The following is a 20,626-nucleotide window of genomic DNA, read 5'->3' as shown; positions in this document are numbered from 1 at the left end:
CGCTACTGGCGCGAGTCCGGCGAGGTCCAGAGCCGGCGCGGATCGTCACCGCGCTGGCCGGGTTGCGGCTGCGGCTGGGGCGCCGCCGGCTGGATGCCGCGCTGCTGCTGCAGCGCGCGCAGCTGGGCCTGCTGCAAGGCCTGCTGTTGAGCCTGTGCCTGCTGCTGCATCTGCGCGGCACGCTGCTGCATCTCCTGCTGCTGGCGAAGCTGCTGTTGCTGCGCCAATGCCTGCTGCTGGGCCGCGCGCATCTGCTGGAGCTGCATTTGCTGCGCTTGCTGCTGCTGGAGCAGCTGTTGTTGCTGCAGGGCCTGCGCCTGCGCGGCGCGCTGCTGCATTTCCTGCTGCTGGCGCAGTGCCTGTTGCTGCTGGAGTTGCAGCTGCTGTTGCTGCAATTGCTGTTGTTGCTGGTGCTGCCAGCGTTCCTGCTCGCCGCGCCGCTGCCATTCCTGCTGCGCGCGCCAGTCCTGCTGCTGGCGTGAATCCTGCTGCTGCCTCCAGCCTTGCTGGCGCTGCCATTCCATCTGCTGCTGTTGCTGCATCAGTTGCTGCTGCTGCGCCTGCTGGAGCTGGATCTGCTGCTGTCGCGCCACCAGCGCAGCGGCCGGCGGCACCACCGCGGCGGGCCGGCCGAAGCCGCCGAAGGCGTTGACGTTGATGCCCGGCGTGGGCGCCACCGGGCCGCGCGAGAAGCGGTCGTCCGGCAGCCGCATCAGGTCGCGCCGTCCGAAAGGGCCGCGGCCGAAGCGGTCGGCGGGCACCACGGTCACCGCGCCCGGCATCTGCTGGTTGGCATAGAAGTCGCTGCGCAGCGCCTGGCGGTTGTAGATGGCCATGCGGTTGACCTGGTCCAGGTAGCGCTGGCTCGCGCGGTAGCCGGGGCGCCATTGTTCGCCCGGGGCCAGCGGGAACCAGCCGACGCCGCCGGCGCCGCCCGCGCTGCCGCCGCCGTTCACAAAGCCCACCAGTGCCGGCGAATACACGGGCCGCCCGTTCGGCCGACCGGGCACCCAGCCCCAGCGCGGGCCCACGCGCGCCCAGCGGCCGTAGTGGGAGGGCGCGAAGCCCCAGGGCGCGGCGTCGATCCAGGTCAGGCCCCAGGGCGCGACGTTAACCCACTGGCCGTCGCGGTACGGCGCCCAGTCGGCATCGACATTGCGCGGGAACCACACGTCGCCGTAGGTCGGGTCGCTCTGCCAGTCGCCGTACGCGTCGAGCTGCTGGTAGCCGACCACGTCGCGCGACACGTAGCGCGCGGAGATCGACTGGTCCTCGATGCGGTTGCGCTCGGCCACCCAGGCGTCGAAGCCGCCGCCCTGCTGCGGCGCGCCGCCCACGGCGGAAAGATCGCGGCCCGCCACCGTGAGCTGCTGGCGCGCGCCCAGCGACTGCGACTGCCCGTTCTCGCCATGGAGCGTGACCCGGCCCGAGGCCACCGCCACCCAGGTGGTGCCGGCGGCCGGATCGGCGGCGATGCGGTATTCGCCCGGCTCGTCGATCACCACCGCGAGGTTGCCGGTGTCGACCTCGAAGCGCTGGCCCGAGAGATCGTCGCGCACGCGCAGCTGCAGGTTGCCCTGGTTCGAGGTGATGCGCGCCGTGTCGTCGTCGAGCTCGGTGAATTCGACATGGGTCTGGCCGTCGAGCCGCAGCGCCGCGGAGCCGACGTGCAGCTCGGCGCGCGCATTGCGGTCGGTCCAGAGCCGGTCGCCGGTGGTGAGGGGGCGGTTGGGTTGCGCGTCGTACCAGCTGTCGGCGCCGGCGGGCGCGAAGCTCACCGTGCCCTGCTGGTAGTTGAGCCGCGCGATGCGGCCGGGCGGGTCCTGCTGCGCGCTGGCTGCGAAGGCCACGCACAGCAGCGCGATGCCGAGCAGCCATCGGCGTGGCGCGGCAAGCATGGAAGGGGCGGGTTGGTTCATGGCGTTGTTCTCTGATCCTCGGGACGATGTGCGAGCGCTGGAGTTGTAACGCGCGAGAATCCGCTACCGCTGTCACCGCGCATCCCCTGCTTGGTGAAGCGCGCGTGCATTCGGCAACCGGCTGTAAGGAGGGACACCCCATGAAAAACCAGAACAACACACGGCCCACGGGCAAACCGCGCTTCAAAAACGGTAGCGCGATCGTTTTCTGCATGGCTGCTGCTGCGGCAACACTGGCGGCCATGCCCGCCAATGCGCAGCTGGCGCGCAAGCCGTCGTACTACCAGCAACAGAACCAGCCACAGAATCAGCCGCCCGAAGGCCCCGCCGCGCAGCTGGTGCCGCGCCCCTCGGTGCCTTCGTCGCTGCCCGCGCTGCGCAGCCAGGGCGACTTCGACCAGCTCGCCCGCGTCTACGACGCCGGCACGCCGATGCAGCTCGCGCACGTGCTCTTCGTGGTCGACCGGCAGGCGAAGCCGCTGCGCATGTACTACATCGATACGCCGCGCTACCAGCTGCACGTGCGTTTCCTGCGCGACACGCGGCTCGCGCCCGGCGCCGGCAAGCGCGAGATCGACCGCAACTACCTCGTGCCCGACCGCCGCTTCCTGTTCGGCACGCTGAGCTGGCAGCAGAACATCGGCAGCTTCACCTACGAATTCTGGGAGGGCGACAAGCTCACGGCGCCGCTGCTGCGGCAGGCCGAGCAGCAGGTCAGGGCCAGCTTCTTCGGTCCGGTGAAGTTCAAGACCAACTCCACGCTGCACGAGCGCGTGGCGAAGGAAGCCGGCATCGACTTCGTGAGCCAGGAGGCGCTGATCCGCGAGCAGCCCTTCCTGCCGATGAACCTCGGCACCGCCACCGGCCGCGTGCGCATCGTGGAGGATGAATCGGGCATCAACGCACTGCTGCCCGACGACATCGCCGTGCTGCGGCAGGTGCCCATCGGCCTGCCGCCTGTTGCGGCCGTGCTGACCGAGCGGCCCTCGACCGCGCTCTCGCACGTCAACCTGCTGGCCAAGGGCTGGGGCATTCCCAACGCCTACGTGCGCGACGCCGCCGCCGTGCTGAAGGAGCACGCCGGCCAGTGGGTGGCGCTGAAGGTGGCCAGCTCGGGCTACCAGGTGCGCCGGCTCACGGCGGAGGAGATCGCCGCTCTGCCGCCGCGTGCGGTGCGCACCGCCGCTGCCGGCGCTGCTGGCGCCGTGCCCGGCAGCGCGCGCGCCATCAAGCCCGACCTGCGCGAAAACCGGCTGCTTCCGCTGGCCTCGCTGCGCGCGCGCAACAGTGCGCAGTGCGGCGTGAAGGCAGCGAACCTCGGCGCCATGCAGGCCGCGCACATCCCGGGCACCTCGGTGCCCGACGGCTTCTGCATTCCCTTCGCGCACTACGACCGCTTCATGCGCGCCAACGGCCTGGCCGAGCGCATCGCGCGCATGCAGCAGCAGCCCGGCTTCGCGAGCGATCCGAAGGTGCGCCAGAAGGCGCTGGCGCAGCTGCGCGACGAGATCGTGCAATGGCCCGTCGATGCCGCCACTGCGGCCGGCTGGCGCGCCGCATGGCAGTCGCAGCTCGGAGGCGGCGGCGTGTTCGTGCGCAGCTCGTCCAATTCCGAGGACCTGCCCGGTTTCAGCGGTGCCGGGCTCTACACCACCGTGCCCAACGTCAAGACCGGCGACGCGCTCGAAGTGGCCGTGAAGAAGGTCTGGGCCTCGGTGTTCAACCCCGAGGCATGGGAGGCCCGCACGGCGGCCGGCTTCGGCGCCGAATCGGTCCTCATGGGCGTGTTCGTGCAGACCGCCATCGACTCGACCAACGCCGGCGTGATGATCACCCGCGACCCCTTCGACGCCGGGCACCCGCACATCACCTACATCTCCGCCAAGCGCGGCATCGGCATTCGCGTGGTCGAGGGCCGCCGCGTGGCCGAGCAGGTGATGTACTCGAGCTGGTCCAAGGCCATCCAGGTGCTCAGCCGCTCGGCCGAAGAGACCGCGCTGCAGCTGGACAAGGACGGCGGCGTGAAGGAAGTGCCGGTAGAAGCCGGCCGCAACGTGCTGACCGACGAGCTTGTGGTGCGGCTTGCCAACGTGGGCGCGGCGGTCAAGCGCACCTTCAACGGTGTCGACCAGGACATCGAGTGGGCGACGGTGGGGGACAGGATCGTGCTGCTGCAGGCGCGGCCGTATGTGGAGAGGCGGCGTTGAGGCCGCCTCTCCCGGCCGGGCCTGCCGTGGCTACTTGTACAGCAGCTGCGGCAACCACAGCCCAATCTGCGGCCACATGTACAGCAGCACGATCGCCAGCACCTGGATGCCCATGAAGGGCAGCATGCCCAGGAAGATCTGGTTCAGCGTCACGTGCGGCGGGCTCACGCCCTTGAGGTAGAAGGCGGCCATCGCGACCGGCGGCGAGAGGAAGGCGGTCTGCAGGTTCAGCGCCACCAGCAGCCCGAAGAACAGCGGGTCGACGCCGAAGTTGTCGAGCAGCGGGATGAAGATGGGCATGAAGATCACGATGATCTCGGTCCACTCCAGCGGCCAGCCCAGCAGGAAGATGATGACCTGGCTCAGGATCAGGAACTCCACCTTGGTGAGGTTCATGCCGAGCACCCATTCCTCCACCAGCGCCTGTCCGCCCAGCAGCGCGAACGCGGCCGAGAAGATGGCCGAGCCGACGAAGAGCCAGCACACCATGGCCGATGTCTTGGCCGTGAGGAACACCGATTCCTTCAGCACCGCGAGGTTGAGCCGCCGGTAGGCCGCGGCCAGCAGCATGCCGCCCAGAGCGCCCATGGCGGCCGCTTCGGTGGGTGTGGCCAGGCCCAGCACGATCGAGCCCAGCACCGCGAGGATCAGCAGCACCAGCGGGAAGAACGATGCCAGCAGCATCTTGAAGATCTCGAGCCGCGCGAAGCTCAGGAACAGATAGAACAGCGTGACGATGGCGCCGAAGACGGCGAAGGTGACCCACCACCAGGTCGGCGCGGGCCGCTGCGTGGCGGCTTCGGCGGCGGCGGGGGCGGTGGGTTCTGCGCCTGCTGTTGCAGCGGGTGCCGCCGATGCGCCCGGCGGTTCCGCCAGCGAGCCCTGGGCCGACGCGCCGGCCGGTGCCGCCGGCTGCGCATCTTCGCTGGGAGGTTCCTGGAGGCCGCCTTCCTGCGGCGGCTCCTGCAACCCGCCTTCGACCGGAGGCTCCTGCAGGCCGCCGGACTCCGGCGCGCTGCTGCGCACCGAGCCGATCTCCTCGATCTCGTAGCGCGCCTGCGCTTCGACCGTGGTCACGGCCTTGTAGCTGAAGGCGACCAGCAGCAGGAAGATCACGCCCGGCAGCGCGACGATGCCGAGCTGTTTCAGCACATGCGAGAAGGGCACGCCGGCGTTGCGGCGGCCTTTCAGCAGGCCGACCAGCGCATGCGCGGCGGGACTCTCAGCCAGGCGCTGCGACAGCGGCGGCAGCGGCACGACGCGCTCGGCGTGCGGCAGCGGCGGGGCCCATTGCGGCTTGAGCCACGCGACGATGATCACGTACAGCACGTAGAGCGAGGCCAGCATCAGCCCCGGAAAGAACGCGCCCGCGTACAGCTGCACCACCGACACGCCCGCCGTCGCGCCGTACACGATCAGCAGCACCGAAGGCGGAATCAGGATGCCCAGGCAGCCGCCTGCGGTGATCGCGCCGGCCGCCAGCGGCACGCTGTAGCCCGCGCGCAGCATGGCCGGCAACGCAAGCAGGCCCATCAGCGTGACCACCGCGCCCACGATGCCGGTGGCCGTCGCGAAGATGGTGCAGGTGACCAGCGTCGCCACCGCCAGCGCGCCGGGCAGCCGCGCGAGCGCGAGGTGCAGGCTCCTGAAGAGCGACTCGATGAGGTTCGCGCGCTCCACCAGGTAGCCCATGAACACGAACAGCGGCACTGCGATGAGCACGTCGTTGGCCATGGTCTTGAAGGCCGACTGCACCATCAGGTCGAGCGTGCGGTGCCAATCGCGGTCGTAGGCCAGCCAAGTGAAGAGCATGCCCATGCCCAACAGCGTGAACGCGGTCGGAAAGCCCAGCATGATGGCCACGACCACCAGCGAAAGCATCAGCAGGCCGAGGTGGCCGTTGGTGATGGTGGGCGCGTTGGCCAGCACCGCCACCGCGCCGATCACGATCAGTGCCATGAACGAGAGGCCGAACCAGAGTTCGCGGCGGATCATCGCGCGGCCTCCTTCGAGACCACGACGCGGTCGAGCGCGGCGATGTCCTCGTCCTTCACGTGCACCATCTCCTTGAGCTTCTCGACGTCGACTTCCTCCACGTCCTGCTCGCGCGAGGGCCAGGCACCGTCACGGATGCAGCGCACGCAGCGGATGATCTCCACCAGCCCCTGCAGCAGCAGCGTGAAGCCCGCCAGCGGAATCACGAACTTGAACGGGTACAGCGGCAGCGGCTCGGCCGAGAATGTCTGCTCGCGGATGGCGAGCGACTCGCCCGCGTAGACCCATCCGGCCCAGGTCAGCGCCACGATGCCGGGCAGGAAGAAGACGATGTAGAGCACCAGGTCCACCAGCGCCTGCGTGCGCGGGCGGAAGAAGCCATAGAGCACGTCGCCGCGCACGTGGCCGTTCTTCGAGAGCGTGTAGGCGCCCGCGGTCATGAACATGGTGCCGTACAGCATGATCTGCGCGTCCAGCACCCAGGCGTGGGGCTTGTTGAGGGCATAGCGCGAGAACACCTCCCAGCTGATCAGCAGCGTGAGCAGCAGGGCGCACCAGGCGAAGGTCTTGCCGATCCATGTGGAGAACCGGTCGACCGCCAGCAGGAAAGATTGCATCGGAACGAACTCCTCGCCGCGTCATCCGTGTCTTGCGCGGCAGCTTGGGCGCAGGCATGAAAAGAGGGCACCGCCCGGGTGCCCTCGCGTCGCATCGATCCCTTGGCTCAGGTCTTCTTCGCCTGCCGTCCGAAGTAGTGGTTGTAGGCCATCTTGAAATCGACGGCGTAGTCGTTCTGCCACTGGCCCGCGCGCTCGGCGAAGGCGCGCTGCGAGTCGAGTACCTTCTTGAACATCGCGTTCTCCGCCGACTTCTTCGCGATGGTCTTGTCCCACGATGCGAGCTGCGCGCGCAGCACCGCGTCGGGCGTCTTGTAGAACTTGATGCCGGCCTTCTTCAGCTCCTCGTAGTCCTTCGAGTTGCGGTCGATGGCCTTCCAGCTCATCTCGGCGCTCGCGGCCTGCGTGGCGTATTCGATGATCGACTTCAGTTCGGCCGGCAGCGCCTTGAGCTTGGAGCCGTTGAAGAGCACCTCGAACTGCTCGCCGCTCTGGTGGAAGCTCTGGAGCATGCAGTTCTTGGCCACGTCGGGAAAGCCCAGCACGCGGTCGCTGGAGGCGTTGTTGAACTCGGCCGCGTCGATCAGGCCGCGGTCCAGCGCGGGCACGATCTCGCCGCCGGGCAGCGGGTTCACGGCCGCGCCCATGTCGGTGAACACGTCTACTGCCAGGCCCACGGTGCGGAACTTCAGGCCCTTCATGTCCTCGGCCTTGGCCACCGGCTTCTTGAACCAGCCCAGCGGCTGCGTGGGCATGGGGCCGTAGAGGTACGAGACCACGTCGAGGTTCAGGCCCTTGTAGATCTCCTCCATCAGCGCCTTGCCGCCGCCGTAGGTGTGCCAGGCCAGCACCATGTTGGCGTCCATGCCGTAGCCCGGGCCGGAGCCCCACAGCGCGAGCGCCGAGTTCTTGCCGTACCAGTACGCGACCACGCCGTGGCCGCCGTCGAGCGTGCCCTTGGCCACCGCGTCGAGCAGCTGGAAGGCGGGCACCACCGAGCCGGCGGGCAGCACCTCGATCTTCAGGCGGCTGCCCGCCATGTCGTTGACCTTCTTCGCGTAGTCCTGCGCGTACTCGTGGAAGATGTCCTTCGCGGGCCAGGTGCTCTGGAAGCGCAGGGTGGTGGTCTGGGCCATGCTGACCATCGGCACGGACATGGCGCCGGCGGCCACGGCCGCGCCCTTGAGCAGCCCGCGGCGGCGGGGCATCTTGCTGTCTGTCATTTGTCTCTCTCCAAACGGTTCTGAGTTGGGAAAACCCAGGCTGTCCGTCTTGGAGTTATGGTTCGACAGGCCCAAGGCGCCATCTTTGGTGCGCGGGAGCACTCAACAAACAGGGTTTTCACGAACCGGTGAAAAATTCCGGGCCATGAAAACCCGCATCCCAAGGACACGAGAGAAATGACCGAACCCGTAGAGAACAAGGGCTACGCCGGCGACGTGACGCCCGATCAGGCCGCCCAATGGACCGCCAGCGGCGACGCCGTGCTGGTCGACGTGCGCACCGACGCCGAGCGCGAATGGGTCGGCTACGTGCCCGGCGCCGTGCCGCTGGCATGGAAGCAATGGCCCGGCATGGCGATGAACCCGGCCTTCGACGAAGGCATCCGTGCCGCGGCCGAAGGCGGCAGGAAGGTGGTGCTGCTGTGCCGCAGCGGCGTGCGCTCCATCGCAGCGGCCAAGCGCGCGACAGAGCTGGGCGTGGAGGCCTACAACATCCTCGAAGGCTTCGAGGGCAACCCGGACGAGAACGGCCACCGCGGGCTGATCGGCGGCTGGCGCAAGCGCGGGCTGCCCTGGCGGCAGAACTGACCGGAACGAGCCTATCGCCTCACTCGGCCGTGGCCGGGTCGATCACGCTGTAGACCCGGTCCACGCGATTGGCCGGGAAGCCGCCGAGCTCCGCGTGCCGGCGCACCAGTTCGGCGTCGGTGGCCTGGTAGACGCAGTAGACGCGGTCGTCCGTCACGTAGCTGTGGATCCACTGGATGTCCGTGCCCATGCTACTGAGCACGCCGCAGGACTTCTGCGAGATGGCCTTCAGGTCCGACGGGGTGAGCTTGCCGGCGCCGGGGATGTCTCGCTCGATGACGAATTTGGGCATGGTGGTACTCCTGTCTGGCTGTCAGAATCGGTCGAAGGCGACCAGGACCTATGGTGCCGAGGCGAAGCCGCCGCGTCTTGCCCGCCTCGCCTGACTTATTGACCGAAACCCCGCCCTCGCTTGCCCCGGGAGGTGACCATGGATGTCTTGTCGGACGTGCTGCGGACCATCCGCCTGGAGGGCGCGCTGTTCCTCAATGGGGACATGCATGCACCCTGGTGTTTCAAGGTACCCAAGGGTACGGACATCGCGCAGCTGCTCAGGCCCGGTGCGCAGCGGCTTGCCATCTGTCACCTGGTGCTGCAGGGCGAATGCTGGGCCCAGGTCGATGGCGGCGAGCCGATCCGCGCGCATGCGGGCGAAGTGATCGCCGCGCTGCACGGCGACTCCCACGTGCTGGGCAGCGGCCTGCACCATGCGGCGGTAGACATGTCGCATGTGGTGAGCCCTCGGGCACCCGAGCTGGAGCGCGTGCGCTATGGCGGCGAGGGCGATCGCACCTTGCTGGTGTGCAGCTGGTTCGCGTACGAGGGCGACGCGCCCAATCCCGTCATGGCGAACATTCCGCGCCTGTTCACCACGCAGCTGCGAAGCAGGCCGGCGGGCCCGTGGATCGAGCAGTCCGTCAACTTCGTGCTGGGCGATGCGGCTTCACGCTCGCCGGGATCGGAGATGGTCGCCGCCAAGGTGGCGGAGGTGCTGTTCGCCGAAGTGCTGCGCGGCTACATCGAATCCATGCCCGCCAACAACCCCGGCTGGCTGGCGGGCCTGCGAGACCCCCACGTGAGCCGCTGCCTGGCGCTCATGCATGCCGAGCCCGCGCGCAACTGGACGGTCGACGCGCTGGCGCACGAGACGCACACCTCGCGCAGCGTGCTGGCCGACCGCTTCGCCGAACTCGTGGGCGTGCCGCCCATGCACTACCTGGCCCGCTGGCGAATGATCCTGGCCGCAGGCATGCTGCGCAGGGACCAGTGCAACCTGGCGCGCATCGCCGAGGGCGTGGGCTACGAGTCGGAGGCCGCCTTCAACCGCGCGTTCAAGCGCGAGTACGGCGTGTCGCCAGGGGCATGGAGGCACAACGGGGCCTGACCCCCGTGTCTTGCTCAGAGCGCCGGGATGCGCAGCTTCTGCCCCGGATAGATCTTGTCCGGATGCGTCAGCATCGGCTTGTTGGCCTCGAAGATCACGTTGTACTTGTTGGCGTCGCCGTAGTACTTCTTCGAGATGGCCGAGAGCGTGTCGCCGCGCACCACGTCGTGGTACTGGGCGGGCGGCGCGGCAGGCGCGACGAGGTTGTTCTCCACGCTGGTCACGTTCGCCACGTTGCCCGCGGCCAGCGACGCCTTCTCGCTGGCTTCCTGCGATGGCGCCTGGCCCGCGAGGGTGACCACGCCGGTGCTCGCGGTGTAGGTCACTTCCAGTCCCGTGAGGCCGAGGTTCTGCGTCTCGATGTAGGTCTTGATGGCGGCGGCAGCGGCCTGGTTGGCGTCGGGCGTGGCGGCATGGGCCGACGAGCCGCCGAACAGCTTCTCACCAGCCTCCTTGATGAAACTGAGCAATCCCATGGTTCTCTCCTTGTGCGGTGGTGGGTGGAACCGGCCAATGTAGAGGCGGAACCCGGCGCGCCGGCGTAGGCCCATGCCGCGTGTGTCAACGACGTGCCAGCCGGAATAACAACAAAGTCGCAATAATCCCGCGCATGTCATCCCCCTTCCTCGCCATCGACATCGGCAACACCCGCCTCAAGTGGGCGCTCTACGACTCGGCCCGCCCCGGCGCCGCGTTGCAGGCGCAGGGCGCCGAATTCCTCGACCACATCGAACGGCTGGCCGACGGCCCGTGGGCCGAGCTGCCCTCGCCCGGCTCCATGCTGGGCTGCGTGGTGGCCGGCGACGCGGTGCGCCGCCGCGCCGAGGAGCAGATCGTCGAGCACTTCGACTGCACGCCGCGCTGGGTGATGTCGAGCGCGGGCGAGGCCGGCATCGTCAACGGCTACGACCACCCCACGCGCCTGGGCGCCGACCGCTTCGTGGCGATGATCGGCGCGCGCCACCGCATGCTGGCCGCCGCCAGGCCGGGGCAGGCGCCGCGGCCGATGGTGGTGGTGCTGATCGGCACGGCCGTGACGGTCGAGGCCATCGACGCCGACGGCAAGTTCCTCGGCGGCCTGATCCTGCCGGGCCACGGCATCATGCTGCGCGCGCTCGAATCGGGCACGGCGGGCTTGCACGTGCCCACCGGCGAGGTGCGCGAGTTCCCCACCAACACCAGCGACGCGCTGACCAGCGGCGGCACCTACGCCATCGCCGGCGCGGTGGAGCGCATGGTGCAGCACGTGCGCTCGCACTGCGGCGCCGAGCCGGCCTGCTACATGACCGGCGGCGCGGGCTGGAAGATGGCGCCCGTGATGAACGGGCACTTCGAGCTGGTCGAGAGCCTCATCATGGACGGCCTTCTGGTGATCGCCCGCGAGCGGGCTTCGAACTGAGAAGGTTCGGTCAGGGGCGCATCAGCGCCTCGGCCATCGCCTGGAAGGCCGGCAGCGTCAGCGGATCGTTCGCGCCGTTGGCCGCCACCGGATGCGCCGCGTAGCGCACGATCACCATCTCGGCCTTCGGGTCCACATAGATGCTCTGGCCGTGGATGCCACGCGCCATGTAGGCGCCGTGCGGGTTGTGCGACACCCACCACATGTCGCGGTACGACCAGCCCTTGAGCAGCGGGTAGCCCGCCTTCACGAACTTGGCCGGATCGCCGCCGCGCTGGATGTCTTCCACCACCGCCTTCGGAATCGCCTGCTGCCCGTTGGAGGCACGCCCGCCGTTGCGCATGGTCTCGCCGAAGCGGGCCAGGTCGCGCAGCACGGTGTTGAGGCCGCCGCCGCCCGATTCGGTGCCGATGCGGTCGACCATGAAATACGCATCCTGCTCGGCGCCGATGCGGCGCCAGATCTTCTCGCTCAGCAGGTCGGCCAGCGACTGGTTGCTGGCGCGGCGAACGATCCACGCCAGCACCTCGGCGTTGACCGTCTTGTAGGCAAAGCCTTCGCCGTGCTCGCCTTCCTTCTTCAGGGTGACGAGGAATTCGTAGAACGACTTGGGGCCGGTGTAGTTCGCGCCCTGGGTGAGCATGCCGCCGGCACGCGCGTAGTCCCAGATCTCGGCCTTGGGGTCAGCGTAGTTCTCGGAGTAGTGCACGCCCACGGTCATGTCCATCACCTGGCGCACGGTGGCGTCGCCGTAGGCCGTGTCCTTGAGTTCGGGGATGTATTTGGTGACGGGCGCGGCCGGGTCGAGCTTGCCCTCGTCCGCAAGGATGGCCGCCAGCGTGCCCACGAAGGACTTGGTGACCGACATCGCGATGTGCGGGCGCTCGGGCGTGAGCGCGCCGAAGTACTTCTCGTAGACCACCTTGCCGCGATGCATCACGAGGATGCCGTCGGTGTAGGTGCCGGAGATCATCTGGGCGAAGTTCAGCGTCTGCTCGCTGCCCAGGGGCTTGAACTTGACGGCCTCGATGTCGAAGGGCGCTGGCGCCGAAGGCAGCGGGCTGGCCGCACCGGGACCGCGCCATACGTTGGCCGTGGGCACGGTCTCGCGCACGTGCGAGAAGCTCCAGCGCGTGCGCGGAAAGACGCCGCCGGCCGGGTTGTCGAAGGTGATGAGCTTGTCGGGCGGGGGCGGGAAGCCCTTCATCCAGCCCATGGCGTCGACCGAGGTGGCGGCAGGGTCGGGCAGCGCGGGAGGCGTGGGCGTCTGTGCGGAGGTGGTGTTCACGGCGAGCAGGGTGAATGCGGCGGCGAGCGCCGTGCGAATGAAGAGGGACATGTTGTTCGTTGTTCTGGATGAGGAAGGGGTCAGCGGCCGCTGAAGCGCGCCGGCCGGCGCTCGATGAAGGAGCGCACGCCCTCGGCGGCGTCCTCGCTGTTCGACAGGCGTTTCTGCGTCTCGATGAATTCCGACACCGCCGCCAGCGGCCCCTGCTCCACGGCCTTGATCACGTTCAGCCGCGTGGCCACCACCGCCAGCGGCGCCTGCGCCGCGATGCGCTGCGCGATGGCCAGCGCCGCGTCGAGCTCCTGGCCGGCCGGCACCACCTTCTGCACGAAGTTGAGGCGGTAGGCCTCGGCGCTGTCGAACTCGTCGGCCGTGAGCAGGTGCAGCATCGCGTTGCCCACGCCCGCGCGCTCGGCCATGCGCAGCGTGGCGCCGCCCGTGGCCATGATGCCGCGCTGCACTTCCATCTGCGAGAAGCGGCAGTTGTCGGCCGCCACCACGATGTCGGCGCCCAGCATCAGCTCGATGCCCACCGTGAAGCAGATGCCCTTGACCGCCACCACCATCGGCTTGGTGCGGCGGCGGTAGTCGGGCAGGCCGAAGTCGTGCGGCTCCACCAGCCCTGCGGGAATCGCCTTCTCGCCGCGCTTCATGTATTCGGCGACCGCCGGCAGGTCCAGGCCCGCCGTGAAGTGGTCGCCGAAGGCATGCAGCACGCCCACGCGCAGCTCCGGGTCGTCGTCGAGCCGGGTGTAGGCCTCGGCCAGCTGCCTGAACATCGGCGGCGTCCAGCCGTTGCGCTTGGCGGGACGGTTGATGCCGATCAGCAGCACGTGGCCGAGCACCTGGGTGTCGATGCAGCCTTCTGCCGGTGGGGTGGTGGGGATCGCAGTCATCGGTCTTGTCTCCGTGTTGTTGTTATGGACCTGCGGATCAGTACGTGTACACGCCGCGGCCGGTCTTGCGGCCCAGTTGGCCGGCCGCGACCATTTCTTTCAGCAGCGGGCAGGGGCGGTATTTGGAATCGCCGAACTGTTCGAGGTACACCTCCATCACCGCCAGGCACACGTCCAGGCCGATCATGTCGGCCAGCGCCAGCGGGCCGATGGGCTGGTTGCAGCCCAGCTTCATGCCGGCATCGATGTCTTCCGCCGTGGCGATGCCCTCGGACAGCACGAAGAAGGCCTCGTTGATCATCGGCACCAGGATGCGGTTGACCACGAAGCCCGGGGCGTTCTTCACCGTGATCGGCGACTTGCCCAGGCGCTCGGCCAGTTCCTTCACCGTGTCGTGCGTGGCGTCGCTCGTGAGATAGCCGCGAATGAGCTCCACCAGCGCCATCATCGGCACCGGGTTGAAGAAGTGCATGCCGATGAAGCGGTCGGCGCGCGAGGTGGCGGCTGCCAGCTGCGTGATCGAGATCGAGGAAGTGTTGGAGGCGATGATCACCTCGGGCGCCAGCATCTCGTCGACCTGCTTGAGGATCTTGAGCTTGAGCGCGTGGTTCTCGGTGGCGGCCTCGATGACCAGCTGGGCGCCCTTCAGGTCTTCGTAGTTGGTCGAGCCCTGGATGAGCGCCAGCGCGGCGGTCTTCTGCTCGGCGGTGAGCTTTTCCTTCTTGATCAGGCGGTCGAGGCTGCCCGACACGGTGGCCAGGCCCTTGTCGACCGCCGCCTGGGCGATGTCGACCATCACCACCTTCACGCCGGCCACCGCGCAGGCCTGCGCGATGCCGTTGCCCATCGTTCCGGCGCCGATGATGCCTACAGTCTGGATAGCCATGAGAGAACTCCTTGGAGAAAGCAAAAAGAAAGGGGAGCGCGCGGCCGGCGCCGCGGCGGAAACATCGATTGTGAAGCAGCCCCGCGCCCGCGCCGTTCCCGCGTGCGACACCGGCGGCTGCAGGTGGCTTACAGTCCTGCGGTTGCTTTTTTCCGCCCCCTTTCGAATTCCCGACTTCCGACCATGACCACCCTCGGCACCCCCCTTTCCCCCTCCGCAACCCGCGTGATGCTCCTGGGCTCCGGCGAACTCGGCAAGGAGGTGCTGATCGCCCTGCAGCGCCTCGGCGTCGAGACCATCGCCGTCGACCGCTACGAGAACGCCCCCGGCCAGCAGGTGGCGCACCATGCGCGCACCATCACGATGAGCGATCCGGCGCAGCTGAAGGCGCTGATCGAGGCCGAGAAGCCCGCGCTGGTGGTGCCCGAGATCGAGGCCATCGCCACGCCCATGCTCCAGGAGCTGGAAGAAGCCGGCACCGTGCGCGTGATCCCCACCGCCCGTGCCGCCCGCCTGACCATGGACCGCGAGGGCATCCGCCGCCTGGCCGCCGAGACGCTGGGCGTGCCCACCAGCCCCTACAAGTTCTGCGACTCGCTGGCCGAGCTGCAGGCCGCCATCGACGCAGGCATCGGCTACCCCTGCATCGTCAAGCCGGTGATGAGCAGCTCCGGCAAGGGCCAGAGCAAGATCGACGGCCCCGCCGACGTGCAGAAGGCCTGGGACTACGCCATGGCCGGAGGGCGGGTCAGTCATGGCCGCGTGATCGTCGAGGGCTTCATCGACTTCGACTACGAGATCACCCTGCTCACCGTGCGCGCGAAAGACGCCGCCGGCAGCGTGCAGACGCAGTTCTGCGACCCCATCGGCCACGTGCAGGTGAGCGGCGACTACGTGGAAAGCTGGCAGCCGCACCCCATGGCGCCCGCCGCGCTGCAGAAGGCGCAGCAGATCGCGCAGGCCGTCACGGCCGACTTGGGCGGCCAGGGCCTCTTCGGCGTGGAGCTCTTCGTGAAGGGCGACGAGGTCTGGTTCAGCGAAGTCAGCCCGCGCCCCCACGACACCGGCATGGTCACCATGGCCACCCAGTGGCAGAACGAGTTCGAGCTGCACGCGCGCGCCATCCTCGGCCTGCCGGTGGACACCTCGCTCAAGAGCCCGGGCGCCAGCGCGGTGATCTACGGCGGCGTGGACGCCGCCGGCATCGCCTTCGACGGCGTGGCCGAGGCGCTGCAGGTGCCCGGCAGCGACATCCGCCTGTTCGGCAAGCCGGAAAGCTTCACCAAGCGCCGCATGGGCGTGGCGCTGGTGCACGCGGCCGACACCGACACCGCCCGCAAGCTCGCCAAGGAAGCGGCCTCCCTGGTCAAGCCGCGCAAGGCGTAGCCAGTTTCCGCAAGCCGCGCCGCAAGGGCGCGGGCATGGTGCGGGGGCTTGCCGCGCCCCGTCGGGTGCGGGTGCGTGCGGATACCGCGAGCGCCCGATGCCTCCCACACTGGATGCTCGCAACGATCCACCGGAGACACCATGCTGCATCCCCAGGCGCGCGCCCTGCTGGACTTCATCGAGGCGCGCGGCATTCCGCCGACGCACACCCTGTCGCCCGCCGACGCGCGGGCCTTCTATCGTGAGCGCCGCACCGCCACGCAGCCGCTGCCACCTGAAGTGGCCGAGGTGCGCGACCTCGCCGCCGACGGGCCGCACGGCACCATCCCGGTGCGCCTGTACCGTCCGATGGGCTCCGGCGTTGGCCCGCTGCCGGTGCTGGTGTACTACCACGGCGGCGGCTGGGTCATCGGCGACCTCGACACGCACGACGTGCTGTGCCGCCAGCTGGCCAACGGCGCGGGCTGCGCGGTGGTCGCGGTCGACTACCGCATGGGCCCCGAGCACCGCTTTCCCGCCGCAGTCGACGACGTGCTGGCCGCCACCCGCTGGGTGCGCCGCGAGGCCGCCGCGCTGGGGCTCGACGCGAACAGGCTGGCCGTGGGCGGCGACAGCGCGGGCGGCAACCTCGCGGCGGTGGTGTCGATCGCCGCGCGCGACGCGGGCGACCTGCCCATCGCCTACCAGCTGCTGATCTACCCGGCCACCGACATGCGGCGCGGCCACGCATCGCACCAGAGCAACGGGCAGGGCTACCTGCTCACGGCGGACACCATCCGCTACTTCCACGACCACTACATCACCGACCCGAAGCACGACCTCGACTGGCGCGCCTCGCCGCTGCTGCATCCCGATCTTTCGAGGCTGCCTCCGGCATTGGTGCTCACCGCCGGCTACGACCCGCTGCGCGACGAAGGCGCCGCGTACGCCGAGGCGCTCACGGCCGCGGGCAACAGCGCGGTCTACGTGTGCTTCGAGCGCCAGATCCACGGCTTCGTGCCGATGGGCAAGGTGCTCGACGAGGCCAATGCGGCGGTCGCGCTGTGCGCCGCCGAACTGCGCCGCGCGTTCGCGGCGGCATAGGGAAAGTCCTCGCGCAAATCGGCGCAAACCCATATCGCGCTGGCGGCCCGCGCCGCTACGATCCAGCCAACAAAGGACGCCGCCACTAAGCGGCAATCCACCGATGCAGGAGACAAGCACCATGCAGCGAACGAGGACGACGACGCCGCCCGCGCGCGGTGCCCAGAGGCAAGGCGAACGCCTGATGTGGCTCACGCCGCATCGCGTGTTCTACGCTGGCCTGCTCGGTGCCGCTGCCGAGCGCACGATGGGCGGGCACGGCGTGTACGTGTCGCCCGCCGGAGCGCCGCCCACGCGCATCCGCATCGGCGGCGGAGCCTGGGTGAGCGGCGAGTTCATCGTGGTGCCGCCTCACGTACCGCACGAGGTGGAGACCGCGCATCCGCTGATCTTCAATTTGCTGATCGAGTCGGAGTCGGTGGACCCCGCGCGCATGCCGGCCTTTCTTCAGCACTGCGGCCCGGTGGAGGCGCCGGCCTTCGTGCAGCGCGTGCGCGAAGCTCATGCGAATTTGCTCGCCGCTTCTGCGCGTGGCATGAACTTCGAGGGCTTCGACTTCGACACCATGTTCTTCGGCGAGCCGCTCGCGCCGCGCGCGCTCGACGCGCGCATCCGCAAGGTGGCCGACGCCATCAACGCCGATCCGGCCGCACCGGCCTCGGCGGAGGAATGGGCGGCTTCGGTGCACCTGTCCTTCTCGCGCTTCCTGCACCTGTTCAAGCAGGAGACCGGCATGGCCTTCCGCGCATTCAGGGCCTGGAAGCGCGCGCGCAGCCTGCTGCGCTACGTGCGCCAGAGCAGCACGCTGACCGACATCGCGCTCGACACCGGCTACCCCGACTCGACGCACTTCAGCCATTCGATCCGCCAGGTCTACGGCCTCAAGCCCAGCGACATCGTGGCCGGCTCGCGCCGCCTCGTGCTGCACGACGCGGCCGGCGGCTTCCGGCAGTAGGCGCGGCAGAGGGCGCCGATGCAGATCCTCCAACTGCTGTTGTCGGGCATCGCGCAAGGCTGCATCTACGGCCTGATCGCGCTGGGCTTCGTGCTCATCTACAAGGCCACCGAAACGGTGAGCTTCGCGCAGGGCGACCTGATGATGCTCGGCGCCTTCGGGGCGTTCGCGGGCATGTCGCTCTTCGGCATGCCCTTCTGGCTCGCGGCGATCCTCGCGGTGGTGGCGATGGCGGCCTTCGGCGTGCTGCTGGAGCTGGTGGTGATCCGGCCCATCCTCGGGCAGCCGCAGTTCTCGATCGTGATGCTGACCATCGGCATCGCCTACGTGGCGCGCGGGCTCATCACCATGGTGCCGGGCATCGGCACCGACACGCATACGCTCGCCGTGCCCTACAAGGACCAGATCTGGAAGCTGGGCGAGCTGGTGGTGAACCTGGAGCAGTTCGTGATCATCGTGGCCACCGCCATCCTGTGCGGCCTGCTGTTCGCGATGTTCCGCTACAGCAAGCTGGGCATCGCGATGCAGGCCTCGTCGCAGAACCAGCTCGCGGCCTACTACATGGGCATTCCGGTGAAGCGGCTCAATGGGCTGGTGTGGGGCCTGGCGGCGGCTGTGGCGGCCATCGCGGGCATGCTGCTGGCGCCCATCACCTTCGTGCACGCGAACATGGGCTTCATCGGGCTCAAGGCCTTTCCGGCGGCGGTGGTGGGCGGCTTCGGCAGCCTGCCGGGTGCGATCGTCGGCGGGCTGGTGATCGGCATCGTCGAATCGTTCGCGGGCTTCTACCTGCCGGACGGGTTCAAGGACACGGCGCCGTACATCGTGGTGCTGCTGATGTTGATGATCAAGCCGAACGGCCTGTTCGGCGAGAAGCTGCGCAAGAAGGTGTAAATCTCAGATGCGCTTCATCTTCAAGACAAGCTACGACCAGGACATCCGCCTCGCCAAGCACGGTGGGCATGTGTTCTGGTACGGCCTGCTGGTGGCCTTTCTGCTCGCGGCGCCGTGGATCATCGACGAGTACTGGCTCGCTCAGCTGACCTTCGTGCTGATCTACGGCATCGTCGGCCTGGGGCTGATGCTGCTGGCGGGTTTCACGGGGCAGTTCTCCATCGGGCACGCGGCGTTCCTCGGCGCGGGGGCGTACACGCAGGGCGTGCTGACGAACATCGGCGTGCCGTTTCCGCTGGCGCTGGTCGCAGCCGCTGCGCTGTCGGCGGCGGTGGGCGTGGTGGTGGCCTTGCCGGCGCTGCGGGTGAAGGGCATCTACCTCGGCATCGCGACGCTGTCCTTCGGCTTCATCGTCGAGGAGGTGTTCGCGCGCTGGGAGAGCATGACGGGCGGCAACGCGGGGCTGCACGTGAAGTCGCCGCAGCTCTTCGGCTGGTCGCTGGGTTCGGGCGAGGGCTTCTACTTCCTCTGCCTGGTGGTGGCGGTGCTGGCGACACTGGGCATCCTGAACCTGCTGCGCTCGCCGACGGGGCGGGCCTTCGTCGCGATCCGTGATTCGGAGATCTCGGCGCAGAGCATGGGCATCCACCTGGCGCGCTACAAGACGATGTCGTTTGCGATATCGGCAGCGCTGGCGGGGCTGGGTGGCGCGCTGTATGCGCACAAGCTGAGCTTCATCTCGCCGGACCAGTTCAGCATCCTGCAGTCGATCGACCTGCTGCTGATGGTGGTGATCGGTGGGCTGGGCTCGGTACACGGCGCGTTCCTGGGCGCGATCTTCCTGATCGCGATGCCGCAGCTGATCTCCATCGGCAAGGACTGGCTGCCGGCGGCCATCGGGCAGGCGCCGGGGCTGCAGGGGCTTGTGTACGGCCTCGTGCTGATCGCGTTCGTGCTGTTCGAACCGCTGGGCCTGTACGGCCGCTGGCTGAAGATCCGCACCTGGCTGCAGCTCTTTCCGTTCTACCGCAAGGGCCTGTTCAAGCGGCAGAAGTCCTTCACCAAGTCGGACCGGTTGAGATGAGCAGCGGCGACGTTCTTCTGTCCGCGAAGGAGTTGAGCGTTCGCTTCGGCGGCGTGCTCGCGGTCAACAAGGTGAGCTTCGACGTGCGGCGCGGCGAGGTGTTCACGCTGATCGGGCCGAACGGTGCGGGCAAGACGACGGTGTTCAACCTGATCAGCCGCATCTACACGCCGACCACGGGCGACATCACGTGGCATGGCGAGGCCGGCGGCCCGCTGGCGCTGACGCAGCAGGCGCCGCATGCCATCGCAGCGCTGGGCATTGCACGCACCTTCCAGAACATCGAGTTGTTCGAGCACGCGACGGTGCTGCACAACCTGCTGATCGGCCGCCATACGCACCGGCAGACGGGTTTCTGGAGCGAGGTGTTCTTCACGCCGGCCACACGGCGCGCGGAGATCGCGGCGCGCGAGAAGGCGGAGCAGGTGATCGACCTGCTGGACCTGCAGCACCATCGCGACTCGATGGTGGCGGGGCTGCCCTATGGCGTTCGCAAGGTGGTGGAACTGGCGCGTGCCTTGTGCACGGAGCCGAAGCTGCTGCTGCTCGACGAGCCTTCTTCCGGCCTCAACGTGGAGGAGACGGCGGACATGGCGTTCTGGATCCAGGACATCCAGCATGAGCTGGGCGTGTCGGTGCTGATGGTCGAGCACGACATGTCGCTCGTTTCGAAAGTGTCGGACCGGGTGCTGGCTATGAACCAGGGCGAGGTGCTGGCTACCGGCTCTCCCGGCGAAGTGCAGGCTGATCCTCGTGTTGTCGAGGCCTACCTTGGGACTGTGGACGACGTAAGCAGCTTGAGGAGGGTGGCGGCGTGAATGC

At 68.5% G+C, this 20,626-nt stretch carries 19 protein-coding genes; 10 read left to right on the top strand and 9 right to left on the bottom strand.

All coding sequences use genetic code 11. The annotated features are described in order from the left end of the window. Positions 1-2 precede the first annotated feature (2 nt). Positions 3-1,919, bottom strand: coding sequence for a DUF6600 domain-containing protein (locus tag FHT32_RS12850; protein ID WP_176665029.1), 1,917 nt, complete (start codon positions 1,917-1,919; stop codon positions 3-5). A 140-nt stretch (positions 1,920-2,059) separates the two neighbouring features. On the opposite strand from FHT32_RS12850, the gene FHT32_RS12845 reads away from it, so the two are divergent. After that, a complete protein-coding gene (locus tag FHT32_RS12845) occupies positions 2,060-4,126 on the top strand; it encodes a PEP/pyruvate-binding domain-containing protein (RefSeq protein ID WP_176665028.1) in 2,067 nt (688 codons plus the stop codon). A gap of 30 nt (positions 4,127-4,156) precedes the next feature. Here the strand turns inward: FHT32_RS12845 and FHT32_RS12840 are convergent, their stop codons facing one another. From FHT32_RS12840 to FHT32_RS12830, 3 genes are all read right to left on the bottom strand, one after another. Further along, entirely contained in the window at positions 4,157-6,121 is a 1,965-nt protein-coding gene (locus tag FHT32_RS12840) for a TRAP transporter large permease subunit (RefSeq protein WP_176665027.1), read from the bottom strand. Continuing rightward, positions 6,118-6,738: a TRAP transporter small permease subunit gene (locus tag FHT32_RS12835; protein WP_176665026.1), complete on the bottom strand. Its 621-nt coding sequence runs from the start codon at positions 6,736-6,738 to the stop codon at positions 6,118-6,120. The genes FHT32_RS12840 and FHT32_RS12835 overlap by 4 nt, the downstream gene beginning before the upstream one ends. Positions 6,739-6,845: 107 nt before the next feature. Further along, entirely contained in the window at positions 6,846-7,961 is a 1,116-nt protein-coding gene (locus tag FHT32_RS12830) for a TRAP transporter substrate-binding protein (RefSeq protein ID WP_176665025.1), read from the bottom strand. Positions 7,962-8,138: 177 nt separating this feature from the next. Here FHT32_RS12830 and FHT32_RS12825 point away from each other — a divergent pair, with 177 nt between their 5' ends. Then, positions 8,139-8,549 (top strand): rhodanese-like domain-containing protein, encoded by a 411-nt coding sequence (locus FHT32_RS12825; protein ID WP_176665024.1) that lies wholly within the window; start codon positions 8,139-8,141, stop codon positions 8,547-8,549. A gap of 19 nt (positions 8,550-8,568) precedes the next feature. Here FHT32_RS12825 and FHT32_RS12820 read toward each other — a convergent pair whose 3' ends face one another. After that, positions 8,569-8,841, bottom strand: a complete 273-nt coding sequence (locus FHT32_RS12820) for a DUF4242 domain-containing protein (protein ID WP_176665023.1) — start codon at positions 8,839-8,841, stop codon at positions 8,569-8,571. Between the two features lie 138 nt (positions 8,842-8,979). On the opposite strand from FHT32_RS12820, the gene FHT32_RS12815 reads away from it, so the two are divergent. After that, positions 8,980-9,933 (top strand): AraC family transcriptional regulator, encoded by a 954-nt coding sequence (locus tag FHT32_RS12815; RefSeq protein WP_176665022.1) that lies wholly within the window; start codon positions 8,980-8,982, stop codon positions 9,931-9,933. Between the two features lie 14 nt (positions 9,934-9,947). Here FHT32_RS12815 and lysM read toward each other — a convergent pair whose 3' ends face one another. Further along, positions 9,948-10,409 carry a peptidoglycan-binding protein LysM gene (lysM, locus tag FHT32_RS12810; protein WP_176665021.1) on the bottom strand — a complete coding sequence of 154 codons (462 nt, stop codon included), beginning with the start codon at positions 10,407-10,409 and terminating at the stop codon, positions 9,948-9,950. Positions 10,410-10,543: 134 nt separating this feature from the next. Between lysM and FHT32_RS12805 the strand changes: the two genes are divergently transcribed. Next, on the top strand, positions 10,544-11,332 hold the full coding sequence (locus FHT32_RS12805; RefSeq protein WP_176665020.1) for a type III pantothenate kinase: 789 nt from the start codon (positions 10,544-10,546) through the stop codon (positions 11,330-11,332). 10 nt (positions 11,333-11,342) lie between these two features. Here FHT32_RS12805 and FHT32_RS12800 read toward each other — a convergent pair whose 3' ends face one another. Genes FHT32_RS12800 through FHT32_RS12790 form a run of 3 tightly spaced genes read right to left on the bottom strand, consistent with a single transcriptional unit; the run spans position 11,343 to position 14,402 of the window. Further along, a complete protein-coding gene (locus FHT32_RS12800) occupies positions 11,343-12,671 on the bottom strand; it encodes a serine hydrolase (protein ID WP_176665019.1) in 1,329 nt (442 codons plus the stop codon). A 29-nt stretch (positions 12,672-12,700) separates the two neighbouring features. Next, positions 12,701-13,516, bottom strand: a complete 816-nt coding sequence (locus FHT32_RS12795; RefSeq protein ID WP_176665017.1) for a crotonase/enoyl-CoA hydratase family protein — start codon at positions 13,514-13,516, stop codon at positions 12,701-12,703. Between the two features lie 37 nt (positions 13,517-13,553). Then, positions 13,554-14,402, bottom strand: coding sequence for a 3-hydroxybutyryl-CoA dehydrogenase (locus FHT32_RS12790; RefSeq protein ID WP_019657789.1), 849 nt, complete (start codon positions 14,400-14,402; stop codon positions 13,554-13,556). Positions 14,403-14,585: 183 nt separating this feature from the next. On the opposite strand from FHT32_RS12790, the gene purT reads away from it, so the two are divergent. The 6 genes from purT (at position 14,586) to FHT32_RS12760 (ending at position 20,622) form a co-directional block, all read left to right on the top strand. Further along, positions 14,586-15,788: a formate-dependent phosphoribosylglycinamide formyltransferase gene (purT, locus tag FHT32_RS12785; protein WP_176665016.1), complete on the top strand. Its 1,203-nt coding sequence runs from the start codon at positions 14,586-14,588 to the stop codon at positions 15,786-15,788. 141 nt (positions 15,789-15,929) lie between these two features. Next, positions 15,930-16,871, top strand: a complete 942-nt coding sequence (locus FHT32_RS12780) for an alpha/beta hydrolase (RefSeq protein ID WP_176665015.1) — start codon at positions 15,930-15,932, stop codon at positions 16,869-16,871. Positions 16,872-16,992: 121 nt separating this feature from the next. Next, on the top strand, positions 16,993-17,826 hold the full coding sequence (locus FHT32_RS12775; RefSeq protein WP_176665014.1) for an AraC family transcriptional regulator: 834 nt from the start codon (positions 16,993-16,995) through the stop codon (positions 17,824-17,826). A gap of 18 nt (positions 17,827-17,844) precedes the next feature. Continuing rightward, entirely contained in the window at positions 17,845-18,720 is an 876-nt protein-coding gene (locus FHT32_RS12770; RefSeq protein WP_176665013.1) for a branched-chain amino acid ABC transporter permease, read from the top strand. 7 nt (positions 18,721-18,727) lie between these two features. Beyond that, a complete protein-coding gene (locus FHT32_RS12765) occupies positions 18,728-19,804 on the top strand; it encodes a branched-chain amino acid ABC transporter permease (protein WP_176665012.1) in 1,077 nt (358 codons plus the stop codon). Beyond that, complete coding sequence (locus FHT32_RS12760) at positions 19,801-20,622, top strand: ABC transporter ATP-binding protein (RefSeq protein WP_176665011.1); 822 nt, start codon at positions 19,801-19,803, stop codon at positions 20,620-20,622. The genes FHT32_RS12765 and FHT32_RS12760 overlap by 4 nt, the downstream gene beginning before the upstream one ends. Positions 20,623-20,626: the final 4 nt, after the last annotated feature.

Origin of the sequence: Variovorax sp. SG517, assembly GCF_013376045.1 — a bacterium.
Lineage (GTDB): Bacteria > Pseudomonadota > Gammaproteobacteria > Burkholderiales > Burkholderiaceae_C > Variovorax.
The sequence above is the reverse complement of the archived record's forward strand: the minus strand, read 5'-3'. Positions and strand labels throughout refer to the sequence as shown.